General features: G+C 72.9%; 31 protein-coding genes and 1 pseudogene. 15 read left to right on the forward strand and 17 right to left on the reverse strand.

Features of this window, described 5'->3' with window-relative positions; all coding sequences use genetic code 11:
* The first annotated feature begins 18 nt into the window (after positions 1 to 18).
* Positions 19 to 1,254 (forward strand): molybdopterin-dependent oxidoreductase, encoded by a 1,236-nt coding sequence (locus tag ACZ3I3_RS01390; RefSeq protein WP_467361612.1) that lies wholly within the window; start codon positions 19 to 21, stop codon positions 1,252 to 1,254.
* 400 nt (positions 1,255 to 1,654) lie between these two features.
* Here ACZ3I3_RS01390 and ACZ3I3_RS01395 read toward each other — a convergent pair whose 3' ends face one another.
* Genes ACZ3I3_RS01395 through ACZ3I3_RS01405 form a run of 3 tightly spaced genes read right to left on the reverse strand, consistent with a single transcriptional unit; the run spans position 1,655 to position 3,812 of the window.
* A complete protein-coding gene (locus ACZ3I3_RS01395; protein WP_467361614.1) occupies positions 1,655 to 2,419 on the reverse strand; it encodes a class I SAM-dependent methyltransferase in 765 nt (254 codons plus the stop codon).
* Positions 2,416 to 3,099 carry a TIGR04282 family arsenosugar biosynthesis glycosyltransferase gene (locus ACZ3I3_RS01400; protein WP_467361616.1) on the reverse strand — a complete coding sequence of 228 codons (684 nt, stop codon included), beginning with the start codon at positions 3,097 to 3,099 and terminating at the stop codon, positions 2,416 to 2,418. The genes ACZ3I3_RS01395 and ACZ3I3_RS01400 overlap by 4 nt, the downstream gene beginning before the upstream one ends.
* Positions 3,096 to 3,812 (reverse strand): glycosyltransferase family 2 protein, encoded by a 717-nt coding sequence (locus ACZ3I3_RS01405; RefSeq protein WP_467361618.1) that lies wholly within the window; start codon positions 3,810 to 3,812, stop codon positions 3,096 to 3,098. Before ACZ3I3_RS01405 ends, ACZ3I3_RS01400 begins: the two co-directional genes overlap by 4 nt.
* A gap of 122 nt (positions 3,813 to 3,934) precedes the next feature.
* On the opposite strand from ACZ3I3_RS01405, the gene ACZ3I3_RS01410 reads away from it, so the two are divergent.
* Both ACZ3I3_RS01410 and ACZ3I3_RS01415 read left to right on the forward strand, forming a co-directional pair.
* The gene (locus ACZ3I3_RS01410; protein WP_467361619.1) at positions 3,935 to 4,675 is read left to right on the forward strand and encodes a response regulator transcription factor; all 741 of its coding nucleotides are present in this window, start codon (positions 3,935 to 3,937) and stop codon (positions 4,673 to 4,675) included.
* Positions 4,672 to 5,784: a sensor histidine kinase gene (locus ACZ3I3_RS01415; RefSeq protein ID WP_467361620.1), complete on the forward strand. Its 1,113-nt coding sequence runs from the start codon at positions 4,672 to 4,674 to the stop codon at positions 5,782 to 5,784. The genes ACZ3I3_RS01410 and ACZ3I3_RS01415 overlap by 4 nt, the downstream gene beginning before the upstream one ends.
* 22 nt (positions 5,785 to 5,806) lie before the next feature.
* On the opposite strand, the gene ACZ3I3_RS01420 is transcribed toward ACZ3I3_RS01415, so the two are convergent.
* The 4 genes from ACZ3I3_RS01420 to ACZ3I3_RS01435 all read right to left on the reverse strand — a co-directional run bounded on the left by ACZ3I3_RS01420 (position 5,807) and on the right by ACZ3I3_RS01435 (position 8,185).
* On the reverse strand, positions 5,807 to 6,826 hold the full coding sequence (locus tag ACZ3I3_RS01420) for an NAD-dependent epimerase/dehydratase family protein (protein ID WP_467361622.1): 1,020 nt from the start codon (positions 6,824 to 6,826) through the stop codon (positions 5,807 to 5,809).
* Between the two features lie 84 nt (positions 6,827 to 6,910).
* The gene (locus tag ACZ3I3_RS01425; protein ID WP_467361624.1) at positions 6,911 to 7,537 is read right to left on the reverse strand and encodes a VOC family protein; all 627 of its coding nucleotides are present in this window, start codon (positions 7,535 to 7,537) and stop codon (positions 6,911 to 6,913) included.
* Positions 7,538 to 7,620: 83 nt separating this feature from the next.
* On the reverse strand, positions 7,621 to 7,791 hold the full coding sequence (locus ACZ3I3_RS01430; RefSeq protein WP_467361625.1) for a hypothetical protein: 171 nt from the start codon (positions 7,789 to 7,791) through the stop codon (positions 7,621 to 7,623).
* 37 nt (positions 7,792 to 7,828) lie between these two features.
* Positions 7,829 to 8,185 carry a PRC-barrel domain-containing protein gene (locus ACZ3I3_RS01435; protein WP_467361626.1) on the reverse strand — a complete coding sequence of 119 codons (357 nt, stop codon included), beginning with the start codon at positions 8,183 to 8,185 and terminating at the stop codon, positions 7,829 to 7,831.
* Between the two features lie 186 nt (positions 8,186 to 8,371).
* On the opposite strand from ACZ3I3_RS01435, the gene ACZ3I3_RS01440 reads away from it, so the two are divergent.
* Positions 8,372 to 9,367: an acyl-CoA desaturase gene (locus tag ACZ3I3_RS01440; protein WP_467361627.1), complete on the forward strand. Its 996-nt coding sequence runs from the start codon at positions 8,372 to 8,374 to the stop codon at positions 9,365 to 9,367.
* 42 nt (positions 9,368 to 9,409) lie between these two features.
* Positions 9,410 to 9,808: a DUF5994 family protein gene (locus ACZ3I3_RS01445; protein ID WP_467361628.1), complete on the forward strand. Its 399-nt coding sequence runs from the start codon at positions 9,410 to 9,412 to the stop codon at positions 9,806 to 9,808.
* Between the two features lie 21 nt (positions 9,809 to 9,829).
* On the opposite strand, the gene ACZ3I3_RS01450 is transcribed toward ACZ3I3_RS01445, so the two are convergent.
* The gene (locus tag ACZ3I3_RS01450; RefSeq protein WP_467361630.1) at positions 9,830 to 10,102 is read right to left on the reverse strand and encodes a hypothetical protein; all 273 of its coding nucleotides are present in this window, start codon (positions 10,100 to 10,102) and stop codon (positions 9,830 to 9,832) included.
* Between the two features lie 169 nt (positions 10,103 to 10,271).
* Here ACZ3I3_RS01450 and ACZ3I3_RS01455 point away from each other — a divergent pair, with 169 nt between their 5' ends.
* From ACZ3I3_RS01455 to ACZ3I3_RS01465, 3 genes are all read left to right on the forward strand, one after another.
* A complete protein-coding gene (locus ACZ3I3_RS01455) occupies positions 10,272 to 10,748 on the forward strand; it encodes a DUF5994 family protein (RefSeq protein ID WP_467361632.1) in 477 nt (158 codons plus the stop codon).
* Positions 10,749 to 10,874: 126 nt separating this feature from the next.
* Positions 10,875 to 11,513, forward strand: coding sequence for a DUF5994 family protein (locus ACZ3I3_RS01460; RefSeq protein WP_467361634.1), 639 nt, complete (start codon positions 10,875 to 10,877; stop codon positions 11,511 to 11,513).
* Between the two features lie 5 nt (positions 11,514 to 11,518).
* Positions 11,519 to 11,725, forward strand: a complete 207-nt coding sequence (locus tag ACZ3I3_RS01465) for a hypothetical protein (protein ID WP_467361636.1) — start codon at positions 11,519 to 11,521, stop codon at positions 11,723 to 11,725.
* A gap of 4 nt (positions 11,726 to 11,729) precedes the next feature.
* On the opposite strand, the gene ACZ3I3_RS01470 is transcribed toward ACZ3I3_RS01465, so the two are convergent.
* Positions 11,730 to 12,713 carry an AraC family transcriptional regulator gene (locus ACZ3I3_RS01470; protein WP_467361638.1) on the reverse strand — a complete coding sequence of 328 codons (984 nt, stop codon included), beginning with the start codon at positions 12,711 to 12,713 and terminating at the stop codon, positions 11,730 to 11,732.
* Between the two features lie 82 nt (positions 12,714 to 12,795).
* On the opposite strand from ACZ3I3_RS01470, the gene ACZ3I3_RS01475 reads away from it, so the two are divergent.
* On the forward strand, positions 12,796 to 13,635 hold the full coding sequence (locus ACZ3I3_RS01475; protein WP_467361639.1) for an NmrA family NAD(P)-binding protein: 840 nt from the start codon (positions 12,796 to 12,798) through the stop codon (positions 13,633 to 13,635).
* Between the two features lie 37 nt (positions 13,636 to 13,672).
* Here the strand turns inward: ACZ3I3_RS01475 and ACZ3I3_RS01480 are convergent, their stop codons facing one another.
* The 8 genes from ACZ3I3_RS01480 to ACZ3I3_RS01515 all read right to left on the reverse strand — a co-directional run bounded on the left by ACZ3I3_RS01480 (position 13,673) and on the right by ACZ3I3_RS01515 (position 20,575).
* The gene (locus ACZ3I3_RS01480) at positions 13,673 to 14,026 is read right to left on the reverse strand and encodes a MerR family transcriptional regulator (RefSeq protein ID WP_467361641.1); all 354 of its coding nucleotides are present in this window, start codon (positions 14,024 to 14,026) and stop codon (positions 13,673 to 13,675) included.
* A 457-nt stretch (positions 14,027 to 14,483) separates the two neighbouring features.
* On the reverse strand, positions 14,484 to 14,795 hold the full coding sequence (locus tag ACZ3I3_RS01485; RefSeq protein ID WP_467361642.1) for an SCO5918 family protein: 312 nt from the start codon (positions 14,793 to 14,795) through the stop codon (positions 14,484 to 14,486).
* A gap of 46 nt (positions 14,796 to 14,841) precedes the next feature.
* Positions 14,842 to 15,189: a CBS domain-containing protein gene (locus tag ACZ3I3_RS01490; RefSeq protein ID WP_467361644.1), complete on the reverse strand. Its 348-nt coding sequence runs from the start codon at positions 15,187 to 15,189 to the stop codon at positions 14,842 to 14,844.
* A 53-nt stretch (positions 15,190 to 15,242) separates the two neighbouring features.
* A complete protein-coding gene (locus ACZ3I3_RS01495; protein ID WP_467361646.1) occupies positions 15,243 to 16,730 on the reverse strand; it encodes a DEAD/DEAH box helicase in 1,488 nt (495 codons plus the stop codon).
* 195 nt (positions 16,731 to 16,925) lie between these two features.
* The gene (locus tag ACZ3I3_RS01500; RefSeq protein WP_030730357.1) at positions 16,926 to 17,129 is read right to left on the reverse strand and encodes a cold-shock protein; all 204 of its coding nucleotides are present in this window, start codon (positions 17,127 to 17,129) and stop codon (positions 16,926 to 16,928) included.
* Positions 17,130 to 17,558: 429 nt separating this feature from the next.
* On the reverse strand, positions 17,559 to 19,094 hold the full coding sequence (locus ACZ3I3_RS01505) for a fused MFS/spermidine synthase (protein WP_467361648.1): 1,536 nt from the start codon (positions 19,092 to 19,094) through the stop codon (positions 17,559 to 17,561).
* 156 nt (positions 19,095 to 19,250) lie between these two features.
* Complete coding sequence (locus ACZ3I3_RS01510; protein ID WP_467361649.1) at positions 19,251 to 19,718, reverse strand: DUF5990 family protein; 468 nt, start codon at positions 19,716 to 19,718, stop codon at positions 19,251 to 19,253.
* Between the two features lie 29 nt (positions 19,719 to 19,747).
* Positions 19,748 to 20,575 (reverse strand): hypothetical protein, encoded by an 828-nt coding sequence (locus ACZ3I3_RS01515; protein ID WP_467361650.1) that lies wholly within the window; start codon positions 20,573 to 20,575, stop codon positions 19,748 to 19,750.
* Positions 20,576 to 20,825: 250 nt separating this feature from the next.
* On the opposite strand from ACZ3I3_RS01515, the gene ACZ3I3_RS01520 reads away from it, so the two are divergent.
* The 6 genes and pseudogenes from ACZ3I3_RS01520 (at position 20,826) to ACZ3I3_RS01545 (ending at position 24,765) form a co-directional block, all read left to right on the forward strand.
* Positions 20,826 to 21,200 (forward strand): hypothetical protein, encoded by a 375-nt coding sequence (locus ACZ3I3_RS01520; RefSeq protein WP_467361651.1) that lies wholly within the window; start codon positions 20,826 to 20,828, stop codon positions 21,198 to 21,200.
* Positions 21,201 to 21,273: 73 nt separating this feature from the next.
* On the forward strand, positions 21,274 to 21,804 hold the full coding sequence (locus tag ACZ3I3_RS01525; protein WP_467361652.1) for a MarR family winged helix-turn-helix transcriptional regulator: 531 nt from the start codon (positions 21,274 to 21,276) through the stop codon (positions 21,802 to 21,804).
* A 136-nt stretch (positions 21,805 to 21,940) separates the two neighbouring features.
* Positions 21,941 to 22,573 (forward strand): DsbA family protein, encoded by a 633-nt coding sequence (locus tag ACZ3I3_RS01530; RefSeq protein WP_467361653.1) that lies wholly within the window; start codon positions 21,941 to 21,943, stop codon positions 22,571 to 22,573.
* Positions 22,574 to 22,599: 26 nt separating this feature from the next.
* Positions 22,600 to 23,406, forward strand: coding sequence for an MBL fold metallo-hydrolase (locus tag ACZ3I3_RS01535; protein WP_467361654.1), 807 nt, complete (start codon positions 22,600 to 22,602; stop codon positions 23,404 to 23,406).
* Positions 23,407 to 23,411: 5 nt separating this feature from the next.
* Positions 23,412 to 23,529 (forward strand): annotated as a pseudogene (locus tag ACZ3I3_RS01540) (nuclear transport factor 2 family protein); the annotation flags it as partial.
* A 279-nt stretch (positions 23,530 to 23,808) separates the two neighbouring features.
* Complete coding sequence (locus tag ACZ3I3_RS01545; protein ID WP_467361656.1) at positions 23,809 to 24,765, forward strand: GlxA family transcriptional regulator; 957 nt, start codon at positions 23,809 to 23,811, stop codon at positions 24,763 to 24,765.
* Positions 24,766 to 24,869: the final 104 nt, after the last annotated feature.

The following is a 24,869-nucleotide window of genomic DNA, read 5'->3' on the forward strand; positions in this document are numbered from 1 at the left end:
CGGGCCTACGGTCGGGCCATGCGAGACGACCCACGGCTTCCCTCCTCGCCCGGCTTCTGGCGCAGCCCCCTGCGCGGCCCCCGGTTCACCTCCGTGCTGGGCCTCGTCCTGCTCGTCGGCATCACCGTGCTGTTCGTGACGGGCCTGGTCTCGTACGCCGCCTACAACCCTGGCCTGTCGCCGGTGAACGACAAGACCCCGGACAAGGGGATCCTCGGCTTCTACCTCTTCGCCTGGCCGACGGACCCGCACTGGCTGTACCGGCTCAACCAGGGCGTCCACGTCACCCTCGGCATCACCCTGATCCCCGTCCTGCTCGCCAAGCTGTGGTCCGTGGTCCCGAGGCTGTTCGCGCTGCCGCCGGCCCGCTCGCTCGCGCACGCCCTGGAGCGGATCTCGCTGCTGCTCCTGGTGGGCGGCGCGCTGTTCGAGTTCGTGACCGGTGTGCTCAACGTCCAGCTCGACTACGTCTTCCCCGGCTCCTTCTACCCGCTGCACTTCTACGGGGCGTGGGTGTTCTTCGCGGCCTTCGTCGCCCACGCGCTGCTGAAGATGCCCACGGCGCTGCGCAACCTGCGGCACCTGCGGGAGGAGAAGAACGACCTCGTGACTCCCCGGCCCGCCGCGCCGACCGTCTCCCGCCGCGGTGCCCTGTGGTTCGTCGGGGGCGGCTCGCTGCTGCTGTTCGTGACGACGGCCGGGCAGAACTTCGACGGTCCGCTGCGGCGCACCGCCCTCCTCGCACCGCACGGCGGCGGCGAACCCGGCAGCGGCCCGAACGGCTTCCAGATCAACAAGACCGCCGCCTACGCCGGGATCGACGCGGCCGAGACGGGCGAGGAGGCATGGCGGCTCGTCGTGACGGGGCCTGCGGGCACGGTCCGTCTCAGCCGTGCCCAGCTCGCCGGGCTCCCGCTGCACAGCTCGGCGTTGCCCATCGCCTGTGTGGAGGGCTGGTCGACGTCGGACCAGTGGTGGCGCGGGGTGCGGCTGCGCGATCTCGCGGCGCTCGTCGGCTACGACGCCGCCGACCCGCCCGACGTGTTCGTCGAGTCCCTCCAGCGGCGCGGCGCCTTCCGCAGGGCCGCCCTGCGCGCCAACCAGGTGGCCGACCCGCGTTCCCTGCTCGCCCTGTACGTCAACGGCGAGGAGCTGTCCCCCGACCACGGCTACCCGGCACGGATCATCGTGCCCGCGGCACCCGGTGTGCTGAACACCAAGTGGGTGGCCCGGATGACCTTCGGAGACCTGTGATGCGCCGCCCGCGACGGATGCCCCGCCCGCCGCTCATGCCCCGCCTGCCGTTGACACGCCGCCCGCCGCTCATGCCCCGCCCGCCGTCGACGCGCCGCCCATGGATCCCCGTAGGAAGTCCCTTCCAGCTCCTCCTGCTCGCCTGCTCGTTCGCGCTCGCCGCCTACGCGGGCGTACGGCTGCTCGCCGGTGACTGGTTCGGCGTGGCGCTGTGGTTCGTGGGCGCGGCGCTGCTGCACGACCTCGTGCTGCTGCCGTTGTACGCGGCCCTGGACCGGGCGGTCGTACGAGGGCTCGGCGCGCGCCGGGAGTGGGTGCCGTACGTGCGCGTACCGGCGGCCCTCTCCGGGCTGCTGCTCCTCGTGTGGTTCCCGCTGATCAGCGGCATGGTGGAGCGGCGCTACCGGTCCGGAACCGGCCTGCCGGCGGACGTGTTCCTGGGCCGCTGGCTGCTGATCACCGCCGTCCTCTTCGGCGGCTCGGCGCTGCTGCTGGCCGTGCGGCTGTTGCGGGTGCGCAGGGCGGCGAAGCGGCGCCCGTCGGCCGTCCACTGACCGGCCCGCGTCCAGCCCCGGGCGTACCGGTGCAGCGCGGGCGTGCCGAGCCGTGCCCAGGGGAAGGGGTCGCCGGCGCCGCGTGCGTCCGTGCGGCCGACGACCCGCACCTGGGCGCGTTCGTCGATGTCCACCGGCGCGGTCTCGGCGATCAACAGGCCGCCGGGGCGCAGGAGTCGGGCTACCCGGTCCAGCAGGGCGCGCGGGTCGCCGCCTATGCCGATGTTGCCGTCCATGAGCAGGACGGTGTCCCAGCGGCCCTCGCCGGGCAGCGGCTCGAACACCGAGCGCCGCAGCGCCTGGCCTCCCGTCCGTACGGTGTGCTCGACGGCGGCGGCGCTGACGTCGATGCCGAGGACGGCCCGGCCCCGGGCGGCGAGTTCCGCCACGAGCCGCCCGGGCCCGCATCCCACGTCCAGCACGGTCCCCTCACACCGGTCCAGCACGCCCCGGTCCACCGCGTCGGCCCGAGCACACCAGCGCTCCACCTCCAGCGGCAGCAGCCAGCCGTCGGCCCGCCGCAGGAACAGCGGCCCGCGACCGGCGCGCAGGGCGTCGGCGTAGGGGTCGGCCCCCGCCCAGGCGACGGCGGTGACGGGCGGGGCGCTCATCGGGGCCCGGCCGGGCGGGAGACCGGAGCCGCAGACCGAGAAGGCCGCCCCGCGAACCCGTCCGGGCAGGAGGCCGGCGCCGTGCACCGGGCCAGCCGCTCCGCGAACCGCCCGGCCGGGGCCAGCGCGGCGACGGCGTGGGCGTCGGCCGCCGTGTCGACGTCGCGCAGGCGGGGCAGGTCGCGGACCCGCAGGCCCGCCGCGACGAGCCGGTCCCGTTGGACGGCCCCCGTCGTGGCGGTGGACATGGGAACGCCCCGTAGCAGGGCGGGGTCGGGGCGGGCCAGGCCGAGGGCCCAGAAGCCGCCGTCCTCGGCCGGGCCGAACCAGGCGTCGCAGCCGGCGAAGTCCACGGTGAGCAGCTCCGGCGTCACCTGCGGGGTGTCCATGCCGATGAGCAGGGCCGGGCCGGCGCAGCGCGCGAAGGCGTGCGCCAGCCGCTCGTCGAGACCGCCCGCGCACTGCGGTACGACGTCGAAGCCGGGCGGCAGCCAGGGGCCGGGCTCCCCGTCGAGGACGAGGACCCTGCGGCCGGCCGGGGCCGCCGCGACCGCGTCCAGGGTGTCGGCGAGGGACGCCTCGGCGAGGGACGCGGCCTGGCCGGGCGTGAACGGCGGAGTGAGCCGGGTCTTGACCCGGCCGGGGCGCGGCTCCTTGGCGATGACGAGGAGTGCGGTCACCGCGCGCCCCTCTCGACGGCGGGAGCCTCGACCGGAGCGCCGTCCGGCGCCTCGCCCAGCACCCGGCTCATGTCCCGTACGGCCTGCCAGGTGCCGCGCCATGTGCCGGTCACCTTCGAGGCCCCGGTGCGCGGCAGATACGGCACGTCGTGCTCGGTGATCCGCCAGCCGGCGTCGGCCGCGCGCACCACCATCTGGAGCGGATAGCCGCTGCGCCGGTCGGTGAGGCCGAGGGCGAGCAGCGGCTCGCGGCGGGCGGCGCGCAGGGGACCGAGGTCGTGCAGCCGCAGCCCGGTGCGGCGGCGCAGCATCCGCGACAGGGCGAGGTTCCCGGCCCGGGCGTGCGCGGGCCACGCGCCGCGTCCCTGCGGACGCCGCCGCCCGAGGACCAGGTCGGCCCCGCCGTCCCGTACCTCGCGCACGAAGGGGACGAGGAGCGACGGGTCGAGGGAGGCGTCGCAGTCGCAGAAGCACACCACGTCCGCGGTGGCGGCCGTCAGCCCCGCGTGGCAGGCCGCGCCGAAGCCCCGGCGCGGCTCGTGCACGACGGTCGCGCCGAGCGCGCGGGCGACCCGGGCCGAGCCGTCGGTGGAACCGTTGTCGACGACGAGCGCGCGCCAGCCCGGCGGGATCCGTTCGAGCACCCAGGGCAGGGCCTCGGCCTCGTTCAGGCAGGGCAGCACCACGTCGACGTCGGAAGATGTCGTCGTCACGGTCTCACCCTACGAACGCGAAACGGGCATTCAGGACTTCGGCTCCTTACGAAACGCGGACGTCGGCGGCGAGGAGGCGTCCGGACGGGCCATCGCCGGCCGTCCGGTGCGACGCTGGAGCCATGCAGCAGCCCCATCAGCACGAGGAGATCCCGGGCGGGCCTCCGCGGGTTCTGGTCGTCGACGACGATCCGACCGTCGCCGAGGTCGTCGCCGGGTATCTGGACCGCGCCGGCTACGTCGTCGACCGCGCCGACGACGGCCCGGCCGCCCTCACCCGCGCCGCCGCCCACTGGCCGGACCTGGTCGTCCTCGACCTGATGCTGCCCGGGATGGACGGCCTGGAGGTGTGCCGGCGGATGCGCGGACAGGGGCCGGTCCCGGTCATCATGCTCACCGCCCGCGGCGACGAGGACGACCGCATCCTGGGCCTGGAGGTCGGCGCCGACGACTACGTCACCAAGCCCTTCAGCCCCCGCGAACTGGTGCTGCGCGTGGAGTCGGTGCTGCGCCGCAGCCGGCCCGCGGTCCCCGGGCACCGGTTGGGAGCCGCCGGTCTCACCGTCGACCCGGAAGCCCGCCGGGCCACCAAGAACGGCACCGAACTCGCCCTCACCCTCCGCGAGTTCGACCTGCTCTCCTTCTTCCTGCGGCACCCGGGGCGGGCCTTCGCCCGCGAGGACCTGATGCACGAGGTGTGGGGGTGGGACTTCGGCGACCTGTCGACCGTCACGGTCCACGTCCGCCGCCTGCGCGGCAAGGTCGAGGACGACCCGGCCCGGCCGCGCCTGATCCAGACCGTGTGGGGCGTGGGCTACCGCTTCGACCCCACCGGAACCACCGGAGAGGAGGCCGGATCGTGAACGACACCCTCCTCATCGCCCTGTACGCCTTCGTCGGCGCCGCGGCCACCGGCCTGGCCGGAGCCGGTGCGCTGCGTCTGATCCGGCGCCGTTCGCTCACCGCCTCGCTCGCCGTGGTCGCGGCGGTCGGGGTCGTCGCGATGCTCGCGGGCACGCTCGCCGTCGCCTGGGCGATGTTCCTGTCGCCGCACGACCTGTCCGTCGTCACGACCGTCGTCGCCATGGCGGCCGTCGTCTCCCTGGCCACCGCGCTGCTGCTCGGCCGCTGGGTCGTCGCCCGCAGCCGCGAACTCGCCGTGGCCGCACGCTCCTTCGGCGACGGCGGGGACTTCGCCGCCCCCGTCGGCCCGACGACCGCCGAACTCGACCATCTGAGCCGCGAACTGGCCGCCACCAGCGCCAGACTCGCCGAATCCCGGGAGCGGGAACGCGCGCTGGAGACCTCCCGGCGTGAACTCGTCGCCTGGATCTCGCACGACCTGCGCACCCCGCTGGCCGGTCTGCGCGCCATGTCGGAGGCCCTGGAGGACGGCGTCGCCGCCGACCCCGGCCGCTATCTGAAGCAGATCCGCACCGAGGTCGAACGCCTCAACGACATGGTCGGCGACCTCTTCGAACTCTCCCGTATCCACGCCGGCGCGCTCGCCCTGGCCCCCAGCCGGATCTCCCTGTACGACCTGGTGGGCGACGCGCTGGCGGGAGCCGACCCGCTCGCCCGGGAGCACGGGGTGCGGCTGGTGGGCGGCCGTATCGAGCCGGTGCCGGTGGAGGTGGACGGCAAGGAGATGAGCCGGGTGCTGGGCAACCTGCTGGTCAACGCCATTCGCCGGACCCCGGCCGACGGCACGGTCGCCGTCACCGCGGAACGCTCCACGGAGGGCGTGGTGCTGTCCGTGACGGACGGCTGCGGCGGCATCCCCGACGAGGACCTGCCCCGCGTCTTCGACACCGGCTGGCGCGGCACGCACGCCCGGACGCCCCCGGCCGGAGCGGGCCTCGGCCTCGCCATCGTCCGGGGGATCGTGGAGGCGCACCAGGGCCGGGCCACCGTACGGAACATCCCCGGCGGCTGCCGCTTCGAGGTGGTGCTGCCCGCCGCCGCTTCGTAACACGGGCAGCACCACCGGTCTTTCACGAGCCGGACACGACCTCGGCGTCCCGCATCCCGGCCCGCGCGAACTCCGCCATGCCCTCCTCGAAGGCGACCTGAGGCTTCCAGCCCAGCGCGTCCCGCAGCCGCGCGGAGTCGGCGGTGATGTGCCGTACGTCCCCGAGCCGGTACTCGCCGGTGACGACGGGTTCGGGCCCGCCGTACGCGGCGGCCAGCGCCCGGGCCATCTCGCCGACGGTGTGCGGGTCGCCGCTGCCGGTGTTGTACGCCGTGAGCACGCCCGGGGCGGCCTCCGCCTCCAGGGCCACCGCATCGGCCTGCGCCACGTCCCGGACGTGCACGAAGTCCCTGCGCTGCCGCCCGTCCTCGAAGACGCGGGGTGCCTCGCCCCGGGCGAGCGCCGAGCGGAAGAAGGAGGCGACACCGGCGTACGGGGTGTCGCGGGGCATGCCGGGCCCGTAGACGTTGTGGTAGCGCAGCGACACCGCCGAGCCACCGGTGCAGCGGGCCCAGGCGGCGGCCAGGTGCTCCTGGGCGAGCTTGGTCGTCGCGTACACGTTCCTCGGGTCGGCCGGGGCGTCCTCGCCGACCAGCCCGGGGACGAGGTCCGCCCCGCACACCGGGCACGGCGGCTCGAAGCGGCCGGCGTCGAGGTCGGTGACGGCACGCGGCCCGGGCCGGACGACCCCGTGCCGGGGGCACGCGTAGCGGCCCTCCCCGTAGACCACCATCGACCCGGCCAGCACGAGACGCCGTACCCCCGCCTCCGCCATGGCGGCGAGCAGTACGGCGGTGCCGAGGTCGTTGTGGGAGACGTACTGAGCCGCGTCGGCGACCCCGTCGCCGAGCCCGACCTTCGCCGCCTGGTGACACACGGCGTCCACACCGGCCAGGGCACGGCCGACGGCGGCGGGGTCCCGCACGTCGTCGGCGGCGTCCTCCCGCACGTCGAACACGACCGCCTCGTGCCCGCGCTCCCGGAGGGCGGCGACCACATGGGACCCGATGAACCCGGCACCGCCGGTGACCAGTACGCGCATACGGCCACGCTAGGCCCGCGACCCCGCCGCACCAGGGGAGCGCGCCCGCACGTCACGACTCCGTAAGGACAGACAGGTTCACGGTCACAGCGACGCGGTCTCCGAAGCCGTCGCCCACGCGAACCCGTCCGGGTCGGTGAAGGGCCCGGCGTCGCTGTTGACGGTGAGCCGGTGCGATCCGGTGCCGTCGGGGGAGACGCCGACGAGCTTGGCCAGGCCCCGGCGCTTGTACAGCGCCAGCTTGACGGCGCCCGACCCGGTGTCGAACTCGACGTACTTGCTGCCGAAGCTCTTCGCCACGGGGAGGCCGTGCTCGACGTAGAACCGCTTGCTCCCGGCCATGTCCGCGACCCCCAGCAGGAGCACGATCTCGTCGATCCGCCGGGTGGCCGGGCCGGTGTCCTTCTTCGACGACGACGCGATCTGCCAGATCGTCCCGTCCGGTGCCCGCACGACGCCCCCGTAACCCCACAGCGACTTGGCGGCGGGCTTCAGCGTCGCGGCACCGGCGTCCACGGCGGCCTCGACGAGCGCGTTGACATCGGCCGGCTGCGACACCACGAGCGACAGCGTGAACCCGCGAAAGCCGGCCGTCGGAGCCTCGGAGCCCCGCACGCGCACCTGTCTGTCCAGTCCGAACGCGCTTCTGTAGAAACGGCGGGCGGCGTCGGCGTCGTCCACTTCGAGGGTGATGGATTCGATGGAAGTCATGCCACCGACGCTAGGCCCGGCACGCGAACCGCGCTTCTCGATTCCTGACCGGACCGGGAAGCCGTCGGTAAGACCCCTCCTCGTCAGCGCACGGGCCGCCGCCCCGCGCGCCGGGACACGCGTACCGCGAAGAAGATCACATCGACGGCGAACACCACGATGCCGATGGCCAGGAGGTAGCCCAGGCCGTCCGCTGCCACGCCGATGATTCCCAGGGCGACGGCCGCGAGGACGATCAGAAGGAAGAGCGTCATCACCGCGACCACCTCTCCTGTGCCACGTGCCCGCCGGTCAGCCGCGGGCGAGCCGGCGTTCGCCCCCCGCCCCCGCCTGGTACGTCATGCCGTAGTGCTGGAAGATCTCCGCCTCCCGCTCGGCCGGAAGGACGTCGTCCGTCCCGATCGAGGGGGCCTTGTGCACTTGTCCCCTGGCGTAGGACACCTTGACGTAGTCCGGTCCGAGAACGGCGTCGTCGAGGGGGACGAAGACCAGGCGCCGGCGGCTGGGCAGCCCGGTCCGGACGGTGGCCATCGCCGGTTCGTCGGTGGCGGTGTCCACGTAGACCGCCTCGAGCACTCCGATCTTGTGCTGCTTCGGGTCGACCACCTCGTGGTCGCGCCATTCGCGGACGTCGGCTGACCGGATCATGGCCGCACCCCCTGTCTGGTTCGCCCAATTCACCCTACTCCCGCCCGGGCCGGAGTACGGTGGGGAGGACGAGGACTTTCCGTATGCCGGAATTCTGACGGGTTCCGGACCGCGCACACCACCCGTTCTCGCATGGGCAGCCCGTGACCCCGGCCGCGCATCCGCACACAGGCCGAGGAGTCGCACATGCCATCGCCGCACAGCCCGGCCACGTCCACGACGGTCCCCCCGCCGGCGCCCCAGGGCTACGACGGGACGTCCCCCTTCCCGCCGGACGGCCCGGCTCCCGCGCGCGACGGCGGTGAGCGGCTGTACGTCGCGGTGACCGGGGTGATCGTCGTCCTGCCGTTCGTGGCGATCGGTCTCGCCGGCTGGCTGCTGTGGGGGAGTCTCATCCATCCCGCCGACATCGTGCTCGCCCTCGTCCTGTACACGATCACCGGGCTCGGCGTGACCGTCGGCTTCCACCGCGGCCTCACCCACGGCGGCTACCGGGCCAACCGCCCCGTGCGCATCGCCCTCGCGGTGGCGGGGTCGATGAGCTTCCAGGGCGACGTCATCGGCTGGGTCGCCACCCACCGCCGCCACCACGCCTTCACCGACCGGCCGGGGGACCCGCACTCCCCGTACCGCTACGGCACGCATCTGCGCGGCCAGTTGCGCGGGCTGCTGCACGCGCACGTCGGCTGGCTGTTCCGCAACGACCGCACACCCGCCGACCGGTACGCCCCCGACCTGCTCGCAGACCGCGACATCCGTGCCATTGCCCGCGCCTTCCCGGCCCTGTCCGTCCTCACGCTCGCCCTGCCGTTCGGGCTGGGCTGGGCCATCGGCGGCACGTGGCTGTACGGCGTGACGGCCCTGCTGTGGGCGGGACTCGTGCGCATCGCGCTGCTCCACCACGTCACCTGGAGCGTGAACTCCCTGTGCCACCTGATCGGTGAGCGCCCGTTCCGCACCCGCCGCCACGACCGGGCCACCAACCTGTGGCCGCTCGCCCTGCTGTCGTTCGGCGAGAGCTGGCACAACCTCCACCACGCCGACCCCACCAGCGCCCGCCACGGCGTCGACCGCGGCCAGGTCGACCCCTCCGCCGCCGTCATCCGCCTCCTCGAACGCCTCGGCTGGGTGCACGACGTGCGCTGGCCGACCGCGGAACGGGTCGCGGCCCGACGCGTCTGACACCGCCCACCCGACCCCTCATGACCGTCGGCAGGAGCCCTCATGACCGCCCCGCCACCGCCCTCGCTTCCCTCCCACCCGGTCCTCCGGCTGCGTCTCGCACCCCGCAGCGCCATGCCCCGGTCCATCGACGGGGCGTGGTGGCCCCGCTCCTACGACCTGCTCGCGGAACTGCCGTCGCTGCTCGCCGGGCTGCCGCGGGCGTGGGGTCACATCACCAGCGTCACCGTCAACGGGGCGACGTGGTCCACGGGACCGGGCCGGATGCTCGTCTTCAACCAGGTCGTGGGACTGCACAGGGCCCTCGCGGCGTCCGCCCCGCACACCGCCGTCCTGCTCGCCCCCGGCCGGGGGCGCTGGGACCTGCTGGTCGTGCCGCCGGACACGACCGAGGAGGCCGCGGAACCGCTGATGGCGGCCGCCGCGAGCGACCCCGTGTGACCGCAGCCGCCGGGCGCCGTCTCACGCGCGCCGGCGGCTGTCCTCCATGGACCGGCGGCTGTCCTCCGTGGACCGGCTGCTCTCCAGCCAGGACCGGGCGGGCTCTGCCGGGCGGCTGGTGTCCACGGTGAGGTCGAGGCGGGTTCCTCCGTCGGGACCCGCGGGGTAGCTGCGCTGCTCGGTGGCGGCGAAGCAGTGGCGGAGGATCTCCGCGACCCGACGGGCGACCTCGGGCGAGGCGGCGACGATGCGGACCTCGGCGTGCCCGTCCGAGGGTGGTTCCGTGGACTGCATGGCGACCTCGGAGTTCGATGTCCCGGTGGGAGACGGGCCGGATCTGTCACTCTACTCCGGGCTCTGCGGGTTCTCCGGGCGCCGGCGGCCCGAGAGTACCGTTGAGCGAGGAAGCCACTCGGTTTCCGGATGCCCGCAGGATCCCCGGCAGGGCAGGCAGGCGAGAGCGATGTCCGAACCCGACTCCCCGCGTGTGACCAGGCTCCTGCCGGACGCCGTCCACCAGGCCGTACGGCCCGGCACGGCCGTCGTACGGCTGGAGACGACACACGACCGGCAGGGCGTGCTCGACGGGGCGTGGTGGCCGCGCTCGCGCGACATCGCCGCCGAGCTCCCCGGCCTGATCACCGCACTGACCGAGCACCTCGGGCCCATCACCCGTGTCGGCCTGGACGCGGGTGCCTGGGAGGAACTGCCGACGCGGATCACCGTCGACGGCCGTGTCGTCCACATCGACTCCTCCCCGGTCGGCGACGACACCGTCCTCATCACCCGGGGCGGGCAGGACCTCTTCTCCCTCCTCGTGGTCCCGCCGCACGCGACGCCCGACGCCGCGCGCGCCGCCATGGCCGAGGCCGTCCGCGCCGGCAGCGTGACGCAGGCCGAACAGATCCTCATCGATACGGGCACCGCACACCCGAACTGATGTCCCGTCCGAGGAGTACGGTGAAGGTACCGAGGGCATTTCGCGCACCGGCTCCCAGGCCCGTGTCGTTTTCGGCGATCGAATATGCCGGGCCGGTCGTGGCCGGCCCGGGGCAGGGTTCGCGCCATGACTGCGACCGTTTCCCCCCGCCTGACAGCCGAAGCCGATGACCGGTCCTCCTCGTCCGCTCCCCGTCTGTCGCTCGCTCCCGTAGGTCCCGCACCACCGCTGCTGGACGGCGCCTGGTGGCCCCGCTCCCGCGATCTCGGAGCGGAACTGCCCGCCCTGATCGCCGTATTGGACCCGCTGTGGGGGCGGATCACCCGGGTCACCGTGAATCCCACCCACTGGCCGGCCGTTCCCCGCAAGGTGCCCGTCGCCGGGCACGTGGTGAAGGTGGGCTGGTTCCTGGCCGAGCAGGACCCGCACGAACTGCTGCTGCTCTCGTACCGCGCGGGCCGCTGGAACCTCCTGGTGGTCCCGCCGCAGACGCCTCCCGAGTCGGCCGCCCGGCTGATGGCCGCCGCGAGCGACCCCCTGGACACGGCGACCGCGAGCCGGTTGATGGAGGCGGAGGCACGCGTGCGGACGGCGTACGAGGCCGACCGGGCCGTGGAGGCGGTCTGGGACTCCGAAGGAGGACATGAGCCTCGCGCCCCGGCTGACTTGCCCCGCGCCCCGGCCGACGAGCCCCGCGCCCCGGCCGCACCTCCGGGGATCCCGGCCGTGACCGCCGCTGTGCCGCCGCAGCCGATGGGACGGTGAGAACCATGGAGATCTTCGTGACCGTGGCCGCGATCCTGGGGGTGATCGTGCTCGGCGTGTTCCTCATCCACCAGCTGAACTCCCAGCACAGCGACCGCATCGCCGCCTTCCACTACAGCCGCTCCGGCCTGCCCGTCGCGGGACCGGCACCGGCGGCTCCGCGGAAGACCCGCCGTCGGCTCTCCCGGCACCGCAGCCGGCGGCCCGGCTGACGCTCTACTCCTGACCCGGGCGGGAAGCCACTCCCTCGCGCATGCGGTACTCGCTCGGACTGATGCCGTGTTCCCGCTTGAACGCGGCGCTGAAGGCGAAGGCGTTGGCGAACCCGACACGGTCCGCCACCGCGGCGAGCGTCGCGCCGGGCTCGCGCAGCAGGTCGGCGGCGAGGGCGAGGCGATGTTCCCGCAGGTACGTCATGGGCGGCCGGCCGACCAGGGCGGTGAAGCGCCGTGCGAGTCCGGCCCGGGACACCCCGGCCCTCGCCGCCAGGGCCGGCAGCGTCCAAGGGCGGGCCGGGTCGCTGTGCAGCATGCGCAGGGCGGGGCCGACCACGGGGTCGCCGTGGGCCCGGTACCAGGCGGGGACCTCGGCGCCGGGGCGGGTGAACCAGGCGCGCAGGGCGGTGATGAGCATGAGGTCCAGCGTCCGGTCCAGGAGGAGCTGCTGCCCGGGCTCCTCGCGGGTGATCTCCTCGAAGGCTGCCGGGCCGACCGGGCAGTTGCCCACGTCCGCCGTGATGACGGCGAGGGGCGGGAGCGCGGCGAGCAGCCGGCCCGGGGTGCCGCTGTCCACGGTGCAGAGCCCGCTGAGCAGGAGCGTGCCGTCACCCCCTGCCGCGTCCCAGGCGCCGGCGTCCGGAACGCGGGGCCGGGCCGGTTCCTCGCCCCGCGGGGTGGTGCGGCGGCCGGCGTGACGGATCACCACGTCCGGTTCGGTGCCGGGGTCGTCCGCGATCACGTACGGTGTGCCGCCGCGCAGCACCGCGACGTCTCCGGCGCCGATCCGGACCGGGTCGCCGTCCTGGGGGGTGATCCAGGCGGAGCCGCGCGCGAGCACCGCGAGGGCCAGCGGCGAGCCGTCCTCGAAGCGTGCCGCCCAGGAGCCGGTCAGGGACGACTGGTGGAAGACGGCGCCCCGGGTGCGCACCCCGTTCAGCAGGTCCGTGAGCGGATCCGTGCTGGTCAGCCCCATGGGATCCATGCCGGTCAGCGTAGACGAACGGATATGGACGTGAGTCCGCGCGGCATGTCCGAGGCGGGCGGCGGCTGGTTCGCTGGATGCCATGAGCGACGAGATGATCCTGGTGACAGGGGCCACGGGAAAGACCGGCCGCCGCGTGGCGCGGCTGCTGGGTGAGCGGGGGGTGCCGGTGCGCGCGGTGTCCCGTTCGGCCACGCCGTCCTTCGACTGGGCGGACCGCGCCACCTGGGAGGCGGCACTGCACGGGGCGACGGGGGCGTACGTCGTCCACCCCGGCCTGGGCGGTCCGCAGGCCGCCGACGACGTCGCCGCGTTCGCCCGGCGGGCCGCTGCTGCCGGGGTCCGGCACGCGGTGCTGCTGTCCACACCCCCCGGCGCCTGGGGCCCTGCCGGGGAGCACGTCCTGGCCACGGAGCGGGCGCTGGAGGAAGCGGGCCCGGACTGGACCGTGCTGCGGGTGCGGTGGTTCTTCCAGAACTTCAGCGAGGACTTCCTGTACGACCCGGTGCTCAGCGGCGAGGTGCGGCTGCCGGCCGGGGACGGCAAGGAGGCGTTCGTCGACGCCGAGGACATCGCCGAGGTGGCGGTCGCCGCCCTGACGGAAGCCGGCCATACCGGGAGGCACTACGAACTGAGCGGCCCCCGCCTGATGACCTTCGGGGACGCCGTCGCGGAGATCGCCCGGGCCACCGGCCGCGACCTGAGCTACGTCCCGCTCACACCGGAGGCGTACGCGCGGGAGCAGCGGGCGCAGGGCGTGCCCGAGGAGTGGGTGCAACTGACGGTCGACCTGTACGGCCACGTTCGTTCAGGCGGCCTGGCCTCGCTCGGCGACGGTGTCCGGAAAGCATTGGGCCGGGCTCCCCGGGACTTCTCCGAGTACGCCGGCACCACCGCCCGGCAAGGTCTCTGGAGCACCTGATCTTCCCTGGAACGGGACTCCTCACCCGCCCGGGTGATCAGCCGGATTCGGCCACGGAACCTTCGGGCGTGTCGTGCCCGGCGCGGCGGCGGTACTCGGCGTTGATGCGCTGAGCTTCCTCGAGCTGGTCCTCGAGGATGACGATGCGGCAGGCGGCCTCGATCGGGGTGCCCCGGTCGACGAGCTCGCGGGCGCGCGCGGCGATGCGCAGCTGGTAGCGGGAGTACCGGCGGTGTCCGCCCTCCGAGCGCAGCGGAGTGATCAGACGGGCCTCACCGATGGCCCGGAGGAAGGCCGGGGTGGTGCCGAGCATCTCGGCGGCCCGCCCCATCGTGTACGCGGGGTAGTCGTCGTCTTCCAGACGATCGCTGAGCGGGGTATCTGCTGTCATGTCACCTCGTAGTGCAACGCACGCGTCGAGGGGCCCTGGTGCCGTACGGCACCAGGGCCCCGAAGGAAATTGAACACCATCTGTCGGCCCTAATGCTGCGCCGACCTTCTGTTTCCGCTACCGGCCCTGCAGGAGGGGGGATGCGGGGATCGCGGCTGCGTGACCGGGGACCACCTTCCAATCCGGGGTCTTGCGGTACCCGGCCGAGCGCTGCTCGGGCCGGGCGATCCTGATGGCGTCTGCTCCTCCGTCCTTCTTCGATCAGTGATCCGTGTCAACGAGAAAAAGGCTAACTGCGACAGAGCTCAATGTCTACTCTGGCAAGAGTAGATTTTCGTTCGCTTGAGGCGCACATTGCCGTTGGCCCGCGAGGACGGCGATACGACGATGAGGGCCCTGCCGACGCGCGTCGGCAGGGCCCTCATCGGGATCGGGGTGGGCGGTGGTCCGCCCGTCGTCATGCGTCCAGGGGTGCGGCGCCGAGCAGTGCCGACGCGGTCTGGAGCGGGGTGGCGACGTGTACGGGCGCGGCCTCGGGGTGGGCGTGGCAGGTGAAGCCGAGGCGGGTCATGGCCCGGACGACCTCGGCGGCGGTGAAGTCGCGGGGGTCCTGCCGGGTGAGGACCTGCCCCACCTGCTTGGCGGGGTAGCGGCGGCGGCCGATGGTCACGGACTCACCCGTGACGAGCTCGGGCGTGATGCCCTTCATGGAGGCCAGCACCCCGTTCTTGGTCAGGTCGAACGGGTACCGGGCGATGACACAGCGCATGATGCCCCTCAGGGAGAAGGAGGACGGGCTGACCGGGTGAGGCGGGTCAGCTGGAGAGGGCGAGGACGCCCGGGGTCCGGTCGTGCTCCCGGAGGGCGGCGATCCGGGGGACGGGCGAGGCGAACGGTCCGTCGAGGACGTCCCGCAGCCGGGTCCGGTCCGTGTACGTGGCGCTGCCGCGGTGCACGGCGAGTTCGGCCCGGGTCACCGAGCCCGTGCACTGGTCGTCCGCGTCGCACAGCAGGAGGTGGTCGACCCGGGCACTGGCCATGACGGACAGGGCGACCTCGACGGTCATGTCGTCCCGGACCCGGGGGCCGGAGCCGTCGATGCCGTCGCTCACGGTCACGGAGCAGGGGTCCGTCTGCCGGTACTGCGTCTGAACCGGTGTCAAAGCTGCCTCCTCGGAGATGGGTGAGCTACTGGCCCGACTGCCGGCCGGCGTCACTAGGCCGCCGGGTTGTAGGCGGTCCGCTGCGTCGTGCGCCGCCCCGCCTGCCCGGTGGGGCGCCCCCGGGAGGGGCGGCGGCCCCGGGACGACGGGGCTCCGGAGGACGTGCCGCGGCGGGGGTGCGCCGGGGCCGGCGCGGTGATGACGACCGGGACACCGGACGGGGTCTGGGCGCCCGTGATCCGGCTCAGCTCCGCTTCACCCGAACGCACCGGCGTGACCTGGGGGGTGATGGCGGCCGAGGCCATCAGCCGGGTCATGCCGCGGCGCTGACCGGGTGTCACGAGGGTGACGACGCTGCCGGACTCGCCGGCACGGGCGGTACGGCCGCCGCGGTGCAGGTAGTCCTTGTGGTCGGTGGGCGGATCCACGTTGACGACCAGGTCGAGGTTGTCGACGTGGATGCCGCGGGCCGCGACGTTGGTCGCCACCAGTACCGTCACATGGCCGGTCTTGAACTGGGCGAGGGTCCGCGTGCGCTGGGGCTGGGACTTGCCGCCGTGCAGAGCCGCGGCGCGCACGCCGTTGTTCAGCAGGTGCTCGGTCAGCCGGTCCACGGCGCGCTTGGTGTCCAGGAACATGATCACCCGGCCGTCCCGCGCCGCGATCTCGGTCGTCGTGCGGTGCTTGTCCGCTTCGTGCACGTGCAGCACGTGGTGCTCCATCGTGGTGACCGCGCCCGCGGACGGGTCGACGGAGTGGACCACGGGGTCCGTCAGGTAGGTGCGGACCAGGCGGTCGACGTTGCGGTCCAGGGTGGCGGAGAAGAGCATCCGCTGTCCCTCGGGGCGCACCTGGTCGAGCAGGGCCGTGACCTGCGGCATGAAGCCCATGTCGGCCATCTGGTCGGCCTCGTCGAGGACGGTGATGGTGACGTCGTCCAGCCGGCAGTCGCCGCGGTCGATGAGGTCCTTGAGCCGTCCCGGCGTCGCGACGACGACCTCCGCACCGGACCGCAGCGCACCGGCCTGCCTGCCGATCGACATGCCGCCGACCACGGTGGCCAGCTTCAGCCGCACGGAGCGGGCGTACGGGGTGAGCGCGTCGGTCACCTGCTGGGCGAGCTCGCGGGTGGGGACGAGGACCAGGGCGAGCGGCTGCCGGGGGGCCGCGCGCCGGCCGGCGGTACGGGCCAGCAGCGCGAGGCCGAAGGCGAGGGTCTTGCCCGACCCGGTGCGGCCGCGGCCGAGGACGTCACGCCCGGCGAGCGAGTTCGGCAGGGTCGCTCCCTGGATGGGGAACGGCACGGTCACGCCCTCGTGGCCGAGTGCGGCCAGCAGCGGCGCCGGCAGGGCGAGGTCGGCGAACGCCTCGACGGCGGGCAGCGCCGGAGTGGTCGTCACCGGCAGCGCGAACTCCCCCTGGGGAGCGGCCGGCCGGCGGTCGTAGCCCTTGGAGCGCCGCGGCGCCCCCGAGCCCTTGGTGGCAGCGCCCCGGGAGCGGTCGTAGGTGCGGGGCGTGCGGGTGGTGCGTGCGCGGTTCAAGCGGAACCTTCCTCGATGTGAGCTGGTAGGCACGTATCAAGGAATTTCCGCAGCAAAACGAACGGCGCAGAGAATCGCGAGAACGAGCCTGAGAGGGTGGGCGCGGCGTTCTTGTCACGCGCCCTGAAAAGCAGCGAGCTGGGGCCCGCACCCCAAGGTGCGGGCCCCAGCTGCGAAATATGCGTTGCCGCGATGTCAGGCGGGAACGATGTTCTCGGCCGTCGGGCCCTTCTGGCCCTGGGCGATGTCGAAGGACACCTTCTGGCCTTCCAGCAGCTCACGGAAGCCCTGGGCGGAGATGTTCGAGTAGTGGGCGAAGACGTCGGCGCCGCCGCCGTCCTGCTCGATGAAGCCGAAGCCCTTTTCCGCGTTGAACCACTTCACGGTGCCAGTAGCCATGTTAATTCTCCTTCGGAGACGATGTTCGGAATTCGCCCTGTGCGGATTCCGCGTCGCCGTGCTGATTACCCCGTAGGAAAATGAACCTTCTGGCAACCACACCTGCAACTGAGATCGACAGTAGCATGGCGCGACCGGCCCTGTACGGAGCACGATTTCCGCCCCGTCCGGCGATCGAGGAATACTTGCCGGGGGCCGCGCCAATTTCTCATCTCGCAAAAACAGATATTGGCTCCGCGGGGCTGCACTGTTCCTGCCACCGCCTCCGCCCGCAGCGCCATGACCTCCTCCGATGACCCCTGCGCGGCGGCCGTAGCCCTCAGCGCAGGGGACGCCGGCGGGCGTGCTGCGACGCCCCGATCGCGAGGAAGGTCACATCGGCATACGGGTGACAGCCGGAGGGGCGGCCCCGGGGCGCCGATGTGACCGTCACCCGCTGCTCCCCGGGCCGTACGGCTGGAGGAGCTGGTCCACGGGTGCGTGGTCGTCGGTGAGCACGTGGGCGTCGCCGATCCAGGAGATGAGGTCGTCGCCGGTGGTGATCTTCCAGCTGGTCTGCCGGGCGTCCAGCGCTCGCTGGGTTGCGCGCGGGTCGAACGGCCGGTCCGAGGCGATCACCACGAAATTGCCACCCTGGGGAGTGGCGGTCGGGTCGAGACCGATGTCGCTGGGTTCGCCGACGAGGGCGACGTGCTTGAAGGTCTCGCTGAGGGTGGCCACTTCGGCACGGGCGAAGGCCAGACCACCGTGGTCGATGAGGTTGGCGACGTACAGGCCGTCCTCCTTGAGCACCCGCCGTACGTCGGTCATCGCTTCGACCGTGGTGAGGTGCCATGGCACGCTGACGCCCCCGAAGGCGTCGCCGACGACGAGGTCACGACTGCCGGCGTCCAGCCGCCGCAGGCCGAGCCTGCCGTCCTCGACGCGTACGTCGATACCGGCGTCCGGCCTCAGACCGAGCTGGTCACGGTCGATGCGCACGACCCCGCTGTCGATCTCGGACACCAGGCTGCGCGTCCCGGCCCGGGTGGCCGCGAGGTAACGGGGAAAGGTGAGTCCGCCGCCGCCCACGTGGTGGGCGGCGAGCGGCTCCCCTTCGGGGAAGGCGGCATCGACCACCGCCGCGATGGCGCGCACGTACTCGAACTTGAGGAAGGTCGGGTCGTCGAGGTCGACATAGGAGTGCCGCAGGCCGTCCAGGACGAGTGTGCGGCCGCTGTCGCGGTCGGGGTCCGCGACGACCCGTGCGCAGTGGTACCTGGTCTCCGTGTCGCAGCCACCGGGCGCGACCGTGGTGGCGAGGCCGCCGGCCACGACCACGAGTGTCAGGGCAGGGGTGCCGCTCCACCCACGCGCGCGCCACTCGACCACCGCCGAGCCGGCGACCAGCAGCATGCCGAGGCCGATCAGTATGCCGCTGACCGGCAACCGCGAGACGAGGACGAAGCCGGTGAGGACGGTGCCGACGATGGCGCCGACGGTGCCGACGCCGGACAGCCGGCCGACCACCGTTCCGGTCTCGGCAAGACTGCTGAGACGCAACTTGGTCACGAGCGGCGTCACCGCCGAGAGCAGCGCGCCCGGCACGAGGATGGTCAGCGACGCGATCAGGAGGAGCACCGCCGGCGCCCACTCCGCACTGGTGCGCAGCACGGCAGGGGTGAGCGCGACGACCGCTCCCGACACCCCCAGCGAGGGGCCCAGGAGCCGGCGTGGATCGACCTGGTCCGCGATGCGCCCACCCAGCCAGGAGCCGAAGGCGATCGCGGTGAGGGCGATGCCGATCACCATCGTGCTGGTTTCGAGGGTGAGGCCGAGGTAGGGAGCCAGCAGCCGCAGAGAGACGATCTCGACCACCAGGACCGCGGCCGACGACCCGAAGACCAGCAAGCCGGCGGCACGGGAACTCAGGCCGTGGTGGTGAGGCGTGCCCTCGGCTACGGACGAGGAAGGCGATCCGGTCACGGGCGACATCCTTCCATGGGCGCGGTCAAGGGCCGAGGTGCACGACCGCGGCGAAGGCGAGCGCACGGTGGCTCCCGCTGCTGTCGCTGCACACCGGGTCGGCCTGGCACCGAGCCCCAGGGCGCCCGCCGCGCTGGGACGCTCTGCCGGGGCGCCCTACTCGGCGCGGGCGGCGGTCCACGTGATGTGCGGAGGCTCGACGCGTCCGCACCGGGGGCCGCCCTGCTCGTCGGTCAGGCCGAGGTGTCCGACGAGCAGTCCGTCGCGTGCTGCGGCGGCGAGTACGTCGGCGGGGACGGCGTCGAGCATGAGCTTGGCGCGGCGGAACATCGTGAAGACGCCCGAGTCGTCGACCGTGCCCCACGACAGGTAGACGAACCGCCGGCCCAGTCGGTCCTGCACGTAGGGGCCCTTGATGTCGGTGCCGGTCGGTGACGTGCTCGTGGTGCACTCCAGGGTCCAGGTCGCGGACGGTGCGTCACCGGGCTGTGGTGCGAGGAGTTCGGCCGGACGGTCGCGGCGTTGCACGGCGACGTGGAGGTTGCCGTAGGCGGGGACCCTGCCGTCGGCGGAGGCGGGGCCGGTGCGGCCGGGCAGGTCGACGGCGTCGATGCGGATGCGCATAACCGCCATCATCTCCCCGTTTCCATGGCTCAGTGGTCGTCGCGGATGGTGGTCGCGATGCCGTTGCTGATGACGACCTCGGCGCTGACGCCCTTCTTGGCGGCCGTCTCCAGTTCCGCCTCGGTGCACTCGGTGCCGCCCTGGCCGCCCTCACCCGTGTCCGTGTCCCCGCAGATGTCGCCGTAGCCCCAGATCTTCGTGTCCTCGGCGACGAAGAACTGCTGCTCGGTGCCCTTCAGGTCGGAGACCGTGTACTTGCCCGGCGCCAGGTAGGAGACGTTGCCGAACCAGGTCCCGTTGACACCCTTGCCCTTGTTGATGCCCTCGATGACGGTCGAGTCCCGCTGAGCGGCACGCCGCTCGGTCACCAGGGTCGCGATGCCGTTCGTCATCTCCACGTCGGCGCTCACGGCGGCCTTCTTCGTGGCAGTCTCCAGCTGGTCCAGCGTGCAGGGCGCGTCCACCTTGGACCCCGCGTCGCCGCATATCGTGCCGGCGCCGTAGACCTCGGTGTCGTCGGCGACCAGGAACTGCTGGTCGCCCTTGCCCGGCACGGACACGATGTACTTGCCCGGGGCGAGATAGGTGACCTTGCCGTTCTTGAACGAGCCGCTGACGCCCTTCGAGTTCTTGGAGGTCTTGGAGGCCGAGGAGGCCGAGGAGTTCTTGGAGCCCTTGGCGTCGCTGGAGTTCTTGGCGTTCTTGGTGTCCGAGGCCTTCTCGGCGACCGCCGCCGTGCCCGTTCCGCTGGTGCCCGACGAGTTGTCGGCCGTGCTGTTCTGGCATGCCGTCATCAGCAGCCCGGCGGTGATCGCGGCGGTGGCGACGACGGCCTTGCGCAGGTGGCGGTTCTTCACGGGAGGTTCCTTCCGAGGCGGGGTGGAGCAGGTCTGTGCTGACTAGGAGGAGCCCCGGAGCCCCCGGGTCGCGCCCGTCTTGCCTTCAGGACACCGCCGTGGCACGGCCGTGACATGGCAACACATCGGCTGTGGACGGCGGTTCGCCGTCGCGCCGCCTTGCGTCACGGGGCTCGCCCCTGCGGCTTCGGCGCAGTCTCTTCAAGCCCGCGGGGGTTCCGGGAGAGGCAGCTGAATAAGATGTGCACTTATGTCGAACCCTGATGAGCTGCTCGTCGCCATCTCCGCCGCGGTTGAGTCCGAGCGAAGCAATCAGATGTCACTGACCGTGGTCGTCGGCGGCGCCGTCATCACCGGCCGCCTGGCCCCTGAGGCCGTGTGGCGGGAGCGGGTGGCGGACGTCCTGAAGGACTCGGAGCGGCTCGGCCCGTTCGCCGACGTCTTCGCTCACGGCCGGCGCGAGAGCCGGCCCGACAGCGACGAGCCGCCCACCCACCTGCACTTCCATCTCGCACGGATCCTGCAGGGCAGCCTCGGCATCCCCGAGACGGGCGGTATGTACCGAGTCGCGATCAAGGACGTCAGCGCCTGGACCGTGGGCGACTTCAGCTACATCGACCGCTGAGTCGTCGACCGCCGAGCCACTGAACACCCCCGGGGGCGTGAGCTCCCGGGGCCGCACCGGGCATGATCGGTGGATGCATGGTGTGGAGGCCCAGTCGGGCGGTGGGAACGGGGAAGAGCCGGCGGAGATCTCGTCGCCGAAGGAGGCCGCGGACAACGCGCTGGTGCTGGCGTTCGGGCGGTTGCAGGGGGCGGCGAACCGGCTGGAGTACATCCTCGGCCGGTCGCTGGAACTGGAGTGCGGCATCAGCCATCTGATGTTCGAGGTGCTGCTCATCCTGGGGCGGGCGGGTGATCCGGGGCTCTCGATGCGGGCCATCGCCCAGGAGCAGGTGCTGACCACGGGCGGGGCGACGCGTCTCGTCGACCGGATGGAGGCGGCCGGGCTGGTGGAGCGCGCCGAGGATCCCGGAGACCGGCGTGGGCGGCTGGTACGGCTGACCCCGCTGGGGGAGGAGACCACGGTGCGGGCGTCCCGGGTGCACGTCGAGAACATCCGGCGTTACTTCCTGGCGCCGCTGCCGCCCGAGGACCGGGAGCGGTTCGCCGAGGACCTGCGGATCCTGAGCCACTCCGCACGGGACGAGCTGCCGCGCCTGCCCTGAACGTCCTGCGGGGTTCTGCGGATCTCTGCGGGCCACTGCGGGCCTCCGCGGCGGAATATCTGACGAGTCAGTTACTGTTTGGTCAGATGAACCGCTCGCGTTCGGCGGGCGCGCCATGCCTTCGCTGGGAGCCTCGATGAAGCTCGTCTACGTCTTCGACGCCTACTGCGGCTGGTCGCACGGGTTCTCCGGAACCCTGTGCGAGGTCGTCTCCCGCCATCCCGAGTTGCCGGTCGACGTGGTCTCCGGCGGTCTGTTCACCGGGCCGCGCCGGGTGCCGATCCGGGAGTTCGGCTACGTCCAGGGCGCCAATGCCCGGATCGCCGAGCTGACCGGCGCCGAGTTCGGCGAGGGCTACGAGCGGCTGATCGCCGACGGGTCGTTCGTCATGGACTCCGAGGCCGCCGCGCGCGGCGTCGCCGCCCTGCGCGGGGTGGCACCCGGCCGCGCGGCGGAACTGGCCGGCGCCCTCCAGCGGGCCTTCTACGTCGACGGCCTCAGCCTCTCCGACGCCGCGACCTACCGGGAGGTCGCCGAGGAGGCAGGTCTGGACGCCGACGCCGACGCCGTCGTCGCCGCCTTCGACGCGCCCGAGGCGCACACCGCGGCGGCGGACGACTTCCACCGCTCCGCCGGCCTGGGCGTCACCGGCTTCCCCACGCTGCTCGCCGTCGACGGCGACCGCGTCACCCCCCTGGCCCATGGCCACGCCACCGCCGACGAGATCGACCGGCGACTGGCCGACTTGACCACCGCCCGCACCGGCTGAACTCCATCCCTCCAGGAGGTCCCCCCATGAGCACTCTCTCCTTCAAGGTCCTCGACCTCGACTTCCCGGCCGGCAGCAGGAACAAGACCGCCACCCTCGTCACCGGTGAGCAGGAGGCGCTGCTGGTCGACGCCGGCTTCACCCGCGCCGACGGGCACCGCCTCGCCGCCGAGATCCTCGACTCCGGCAAGAAGCTGACCACCGTCTTTGTCAGCCACGGCGACCCCGACTTCTACTTCGGCGCCGAGGTCCTCGCCGACGCCTTCCCCGACGCCACCTTCGTCGCCACCCCGATCGTCATCGAGCACATCCGGCACTCCTACGAGGGCAAGCTCAAGGCGTGGGCGGCCCTCGGCCCGAACCTGCCCACCCGCCTGGTCGACCTCACCCCGCTGACCGGTGACCTCACCCTCGAAGGCCACCGCTTCGAGCTCAAGGGCGGCCCGGCCGGCCTGCCCGACCGCCACTACCTGTGGCAGGCCGGGCACCGCGCCCTCCTCGGCGGCGTCCTGCTCTTCCAGCAGGAGCACGTCTGGGTCGCCGACACCCCCACCCCCGCCGACCGCTCCGTCTGGATCGAGTTGCTCGACGAGATGGCCGCCCTGCAGCCGGCGCTGGTCGTCCCCGGCCACCGCCTGCCCGGCACGCCGGCCGACGCCTCAGCCGTCACCGCCACCCGCGACTACCTCGTCGCCTTCGAGGAGGAACTCGGCAAGGCGGCCGACGGCGCCGCGCTGACCGAGGCGCTCGTCAGGCGCTACCCCGACCACGGCATGCTGATCGCCGCCCAGCTCGGGGCGAAGGTCGCCAAGGGCGAGATGAAGTGGGGCTGAGTCGCATGACCTGCGAGCACACCGACTTCGCGACCTCCACGGCCCCGGCCGACGTGGTCCGCCGCCAGTACCTGGCCTCCGCGGCCGGCGACCTGGAGGCCCTGCGCGCCACCCTGGCGGCCTCATCGTCCGCTTCGAGCAGTTCGTCGACACCGCGCTCGTCCGCGACGCCATGCGGGGGTAGTCACGACGACGCCATGCGGGGGTAGTCACAACGACGCCATGCGGGGGTAGGCACAACGCCGCGGCGCGGCACGGCCGGGTCCTTCAGGAGCTCGGGATCGCCTTCCTTGCGCAGGGGGAAGGTGCTGCCCTGGAGGCTGTCGCATCGGCGACGACCTGCTCACGGCGCTGTTCCACTGACGGAAGCGCGGCCGGTCACGCCCCACGTAACCTCATCCTGTGCCCGCCCCCCGCCTGCATCGCGTCGCCGTCCTCGTGCTCGAGGGTGCGAAGCCGCTCGATGTCGGCATTCCCGCGCAGGTGTTCACGACCCGCGCGAGCATGCCGTACGAGGTGCGGGTGTGCGGGGCGACACCCGGTCTCGTGACCGGCGGCGACGGCCTCGCGTACTACGTCGCCCACGGCCTCGACGCGCTGGCCTGGGCCGACATCGTCTTCGTCCCCGGCTACCGGTTCCCGGACCGCGAGGACCCGCCGCAGGCCGTCGTCGAGGCACTGGTCGCCGCCCACGACCGGGGTGCGCGGCTCGCCGCCATCTCGACGGGTGCCTTCGCGCTCGCCGCCACGGGCCTGCTCGACGGCAGGCGCGCCACGACGCATTGGCACTACACGCGGGCCCTCATGGCCAGGCACCCGCTCGTCCAGGTCGACGAGAACGTGCTGTTCGTCGACGAGGGCAGCGTGCTCACCTCGGCCGGCGCCGCCTCCGGCATCGACCTGTGCCTGCACATCCTGCGCGGCGACTTGGGGGTCGCCGCGTCCAACCACGCGGCCCGGCGTCTGGTCGCGGCCCCCTACCGCAGCGGCGGCCAGGCCCAGTACGTGCCGCGCAGCGTCCCCGAGCCGCTCGGCGAGCGGTTCGCCGCCACCCGCGAGTGGGCGCTGCACAAGCTGGGCGAGCCCCTCACCCTCGACATACTGGCGCGGCAGGCGGGGGTCTCGCCGCGCACGTTCTCCCGGCGCTTCGTCGAGGAGACCGGCTACACGCCGATGCAGTGGGTGATGCGCGCCCGCATCGACCTGGCCCGCGAGCTGCTGGAGCGCTCCGAGCGCGGCGTCGAGCAGATCGCCGCCGACGTCGGGCTCGGCACCGGCGCCAACCTGCGCCTGCACTTCCAGCGCATCCTCGGCACCACACCGAGCGAGTACCGGCGCACCTTCACCCGCGGCGAGTAGCCCCCGTCAGCGCGCGGCGGGCGTGGCGGGATCCTTTTGAACCGTGGCGATCCCGCCACTGTCAGCGGCGCGAGCCGCGGGCGAGCCTGGTGGGGAAGGGAAGG

The organism is Streptomyces sp. NPDC016851 (assembly GCF_055562795.1).